5 protein-coding genes are annotated in these 5,163 nt (G+C 44.2%); 2 read left to right on the forward strand and 3 right to left on the reverse strand.

Going from position 1 to position 5,163, the window contains the following annotated elements; all coding sequences use genetic code 11:
• Together EMM73_RS19540 and EMM73_RS19545 are read left to right on the forward strand one after the other, a co-directional pair.
• The coding region (locus EMM73_RS19540; protein ID WP_145987575.1) for an RHS repeat domain-containing protein at positions 1-1,655 on the forward strand (1,655 nt) is incomplete at its 5' end.
• Positions 1,648-2,286: a hypothetical protein gene (locus tag EMM73_RS19545; protein WP_127688438.1), complete on the forward strand. Its 639-nt coding sequence runs from the start codon at positions 1,648-1,650 to the stop codon at positions 2,284-2,286. The genes EMM73_RS19540 and EMM73_RS19545, both read left to right, overlap by 8 nt.
• Before the next feature lie 170 nt (positions 2,287-2,456).
• On the opposite strand, the gene EMM73_RS19550 is transcribed toward EMM73_RS19545, so the two are convergent.
• From EMM73_RS19550 to EMM73_RS19565, 3 genes are all read right to left on the reverse strand, one after another.
• Positions 2,457-3,317, reverse strand: a complete 861-nt coding sequence (locus tag EMM73_RS19550) for an integrase core domain-containing protein (RefSeq protein WP_186435307.1) — start codon at positions 3,315-3,317, stop codon at positions 2,457-2,459.
• Positions 3,318-3,661: 344 nt separating this feature from the next.
• Positions 3,662-3,904 (reverse strand): integrase core domain-containing protein, encoded by a 243-nt coding sequence (locus tag EMM73_RS20595; protein ID WP_127688441.1) that lies wholly within the window; start codon positions 3,902-3,904, stop codon positions 3,662-3,664.
• Between the two features lie 436 nt (positions 3,905-4,340).
• A complete protein-coding gene (locus EMM73_RS19565) occupies positions 4,341-4,865 on the reverse strand; it encodes a hypothetical protein (RefSeq protein ID WP_127688440.1) in 525 nt (174 codons plus the stop codon).
• Positions 4,866-5,163: the final 298 nt, after the last annotated feature.

The raw sequence follows: 5,163 nt of genomic DNA on the forward strand, positions 1-5,163 counted from the left end.
ACGATAACCTGCACAGGCTCACCAGCAGAACAGTGAATTCAGCATTGAATGTCAGTGGTGCATTGGCGATGACGGAAAGCTATGGCTACGATGCCATGGGCAATTTAACCTCTAAGCCTGGCGTGGGCAATTACAGCTTTATTTACGATGCCAATGGCAATGTGACGAACGATAGTAAACGCAGCTTTATCTATACGGCTTACGAGAAGCCAAGCCGGATTCAGCAAAACACGGATTTTACGGATTTTGAGTATGGGCCGAACAGAGAGCTGATAAAACGCATTGATAAAAGAGGCAATAACATCACCTCAACGCTGATGCTGGATGGGTATGAACAAATCACGCTACCAAGCGGAGTAGTGGAGCATAAGTACAGTGTAGGTGATGCCATTATCACCAAACGCAGCAATGGAGCGAACGAAACCTACTACCTGCATAAAGACCAACAGGGCAGCACCACAGCTATTACCAATGCGTCAGGCAACACAGTACAACAACTGATGTACGACCCCTGGGGCAAGCAGTATGTGGTGAATACCAGCTTATTGACTTATACCAGCCCAGCTCAAAGTAAAGGCTACACCGGTCATGAAATGGTGAATGACTTTGAGGTTATTCATATGGGGGGCAGGACTTATAACCCTGTGCTTGGCAGGTTTATGCAGGCGGATCCGATCATCCAATCGCCAACAGATTTGCAAAGCTTTAACCGATACTCCTATGTCATGAATAATCCGATGTCGATGACGGATCCGAGTGGTTATAGCTGGCTGAGCAAGACATGGAAGAAATGGGGAAAAATGATAGTGGCCGCTGTTGTTTCGTACTACACATTTGGCGCAGTATCAGGATTATTACTTAACTCAGGGGGAATGTGTGCGTTGAGTATGAGTGTTGGACAGGCAATGTTGGCAGGTGCTGCTTCAGGTTTTGTAGGCGGGGCCATTATGACCGGAAATTTACGAGGTGCGACGAAAGGCGCGTTAACCGGAGCTATTACAGGTGGCGTCTCTCAGCATTTGTCAGCATCGGGAACATCATTCAAAGACGCCAGTTACAGGGTTGCAGTGTCAGCAGCGGGTGGTTGCGCTGCGGGTGAAGTTTCAGGTGGGAATTGCAGCGACGGTGCTCGCAAAGCAGCATTGGCACAGGCCGTGTTGGTGAGTATGGAAGCGTATTCGGGTTATAAACACAGTCTGAAGGCTGCTGAAGGTGATCCTGTGGTGAAAGAATATGGCGCAGGGGTGCATGATCCAAAAGTATCGAATGTTGGAAAATCGATTGAGGTCATGAAAGATAGTGATAATTATGAGTCGTTAGTAGGTAAACGTCTTTCAGAACTATCAGTTGATGATGTCAACAAACTTTTGAAAGAGATGGATGGCGATCAACTTATCAATCAGGGAAAAGTATGGGTTAAAGGCGGTGTTGCTCAATTTGGTCTTGATACAGAGTACGCTCCATGGCTACAAGCTGTAGCCAAAGTTCCGGGTATGAATTCGATGGCTGTGTTTCATGATAAATGGATGGCAAAGATTGTAGCCACAAGCAGCCTTGTTTTGGTCGGAACCATAGCACCAGCAATGTACGGCAACTATATGGCTCTGGGAACCAGTTCATATAAATACTATGCAAGGAACTTGCGAGATGAGTAAATTACTGATTGGTTTGGCGGGTTTACTACTCACGGGGTGTTACAGCACGACAGTATTTGTCTCCAGTAGTTATGATTTAGTGCCTAGAGGCCGAGTAGAAAGACAACCCGACCCATGGTATGAAGCCAGGCCATTTCTTGAGCTGAATCCACATCTTGTGGTTAGTTTTAATCGTGTGCCTGGCCGTCACCTAAAACCTGACTATGAAAGTTGTGAATCATCAATGGATGATAGCCTGCATATACAGATGTACTCTGATCAGGGGTATCAATTAGATTTGTCGAAAACTGTAGCAAAAGTAAATGGTAAGAGTTTTCATATAGCTAATTACCGACCTTATGGCACAGAAGAACCGTCCACGGTTCGTGCTGCTGATTACATCAAGGTAGGATTAATAAAAGACGGTTTTTCTGATTTCAGGCAGAATATCAATAAGGACTTTAATAAGACATACGACCAATATGTTAATAGACGTGAGGTTTATGGAGCAGTTCTGATATTTGATGAAAAGTTTTCCTGTGGTGAGGAAAACTTTGAACTGGATGTATGGTTTAACTCCTTAGCTACTAATTCGCCTGAAAAATATACCATTTACTTTTTCCCTTGGAAAAGAGCTGTAACTCCTCGTTAGTTTGTTGTTGTCCTGTCCGAGTGTCCGGCGGGATGATTGAGGGTTTTGGTAACGCCAGATTGTTTAAAAGTTAAACAAGCTTGGCTTGGGTTTCTAACTGAAAATCTCTGATAGAGATCAGAATTTTTAGCGCTCTTTAAAAAATAGTCTTCTTTTTGAGCAAACCGCTGCTATTCAGGTAGCCGTTGCCTATATCCTGCGCGGACAGTGTTTTTTGTTGTGTTGCGTTCCTTTGCCGGATTGATTCTCTGGCATAAAACCCCTGCAGCACGCCATTCCAGAATTCGATATAGGTCCAGTTTTTTGCTGTGAGGAATTGCTTTGTTATGCCAGATTTCGTCGGGTGTGTGGCTGTTAAGACTTTGGTGTGGACGGATGGTGTTATACCAGAATTGAAACTCAGCTAAGCGTTGAGTGAGTTCATCACCATGAGCGATCAGGATCTGACGGACATGCCTTTTTAATGTCCCGAATAGTCTTTCGATCCGTCCGTTCTGCCAAGGGCAGCCTAACTCAGTGCATTGATGCTTAATTCCTAAGAATCTCAAAGCCCAACGAAAAGTTCTTGAAGTAAAAACAGCTTCGTTGTCGGTGCGGATAATCCGGGGTTTGCCATAGAGTTCAATGGCAGAACAAATGGCCCGAACCAAAGTGACGGAAGCTTTATCACGAAGTGCAGATAAACACAGCGCTTTGCGGGAGTGATGTTCGCAAATTCCTAAAACGGTATGGGTTTTGCCCTGCTGGTCAGTCACACCAGTTAAATCCATGCCCCAGTATCGAAAAGGTGTGATTTGATACGGTGCTTTGTTTTTTAGCTCTTTGCGTTTTAACACCACGGCATGATGATGCTGTTGCAGGGTATAACAGACCCAGGTTTTTCCCACCGAAACTCTAAGTGTGGCAAAACGGCGGTTAAATAAGTCAGCCAAAGTTCTGCACCCAGTGTCTGGCATCAGGGCTTTTAAACGAATAATTTCAACAACGGCCCAATCTGGTTTTTTATGAGTTCGCACTTTGCGGAAAAACACGGGCTTGTTCCTGAAGGCTGGACGGAAGGATTTCTTGTGATGAGTTTGAAAGCAAAACTTCAGGATGCACATCAATAACATAATCAACAACATACATAGCTTCTCAAGGTGTTGTCCCGTCCGAGTGTCCGGCAGGGTTGTTGAAGGTTTTGGTAATGCCATTTTGTTTGAAAGTTAAACAATCTTGCTTGGGTTTTTCACTAAAAATGCCTGTTTGTGATCAGCATTTTTAGCGCTCCTTAAAAAATCGTCTTCTTTTTGAGCAAACAGCGGCTATTCAGGTAGCCGTTGCCTATATCCTGCGCGGACAGTGTTTTTTGTTTTGTTGCGTTCCTTTGCCGGATTTATTCTCTGGCATAAAACCCCTGCAGCACACCATTCCAGAATTCAACATAAGTCCAGTTTTTAGAGTGAGGAATTGCTCTGCCATGCCAGATTTCGTCTGGTGTCTGGCCTTTCAAACTTTGGTGTGGACGGATGGCGTTATACCAGAATTGAAACTCAGCTAAGCGTTGAGTGAGTTCATCACCATGAGCGATCAGGATCTGACGGACATGCTTTTTAAATGTCCCGAATAGCCTCTCGATACGACCGTTTTATTCGCAATGTGCCATTGCTCACCCCNTTTTTAAATGTCCCGAATAGCCTCTCGATACGACCGTTTTATTCGCAATGTGCCATTGCTCACCCCCGGACCACCGTCGCTGCGCTTCGATGTTCAAAATTGGAAAAGCAATTTTGTGCCAAGGACAACCTAATTCCGTGCATTGATGCTTGATACCTAAGAATTTCAAAGCCCAACGAAAAGTTCTGGAGGTAAACACGGCTTCGTTGTCAGTGCGTATCACCCGTGGTTTGCCATAGAGTTCAATGGCAGCACAAATGGCCCGAACTAAAGTGACGGATGCTTTATCGCGCAATCCCGATAAGCAAAGCGCTATACGGGAAATGATGGCTCCGTTTTATTATTTGTGGTGTCAAATTGTATTGAACAACAAAAAACTGTGGTGAAAATTACTTAGACTATTTTGTTGTACTGAGTAAACGCCTTTTATTGTCGTAGTTATAGATGGTCTGACGGGTTAGATCGGCAGCATTATAAGCTGTACCGTCTGAATTAAAGGCAGAGAAGGAGAACATAGAATTTAAGCCGCTAATAACAAATACAGAAAAAGGTTGATTCACCACATTTAAGGACACTTTATCAGGCTGCTCTGTATTGTTTGCTGAAACCACAAAAGGGTGACCTTCTGTCAGCTGCAATGCTTTCCATTGTTCATAGGTGACAGGTTCAAGTCCCCAGCCTGTTGGCGTCTGGATAATTTTCAGGTAGCCATATTTTTTACTGACCATCAAAGGAATGTTTACTTCTGCGGCTATAAGCACAAAATCTTTGGGGGCCTCTAAATACAACTGACCATTTGGATCAGAGAAAGTGCGGAACTCAGTCAAACTCGGCTGCATTGCAGCACTGGCTGAGCTGCAAAACAAACAAAACATCACGACTTTGCATCTGTTGAGTATTTTTCGTTGAAGTTCATCTTGCATGAAATATCCCTATCCTTATTGCTTTGCATTTGCCGAAACAGAAATGAGTACAACTGACTAACGATAGTATTGTCTAAATATTCACAAGGCAAGTCCCTCTTTTACTGAGTTTTTCCCTAAACAAACGCAGGGGTTAGGTTTAGCCTTTAACTGCAAAAATACAGGGTGGGATCCGTTACTGCTTTCTGCTTTTCAGTCACCTGGGTATAGACGCCGCCACTTTTTCTTTGTATTTGAACGCTAAAACACCGGACTTAGGAAACCAACGGGGTCACCCATTAGCCTCTCGGTGTCAATA

The organism is Rheinheimera sediminis (assembly GCF_004005375.1).
In the GTDB taxonomy this organism is placed as follows: Bacteria; Pseudomonadota; Gammaproteobacteria; order Enterobacterales; family Alteromonadaceae; genus Pararheinheimera.

What these genes read in the sequence shown, in the direction of transcription:
- EMM73_RS19545 (WP_127688438.1), top strand. Translation starts at nt 1,648, where the DNA reads ATGAGTAAATTACTGATTGGTTTGGCGGGTTTACTACTCACGGGGTGT.
- EMM73_RS19565 (WP_127688440.1), bottom strand. Translation starts at nt 4,865, where the DNA reads ATGCAAGATGAACTTCAACGAAAAATACTCAACAGATGCAAAGTCGTG.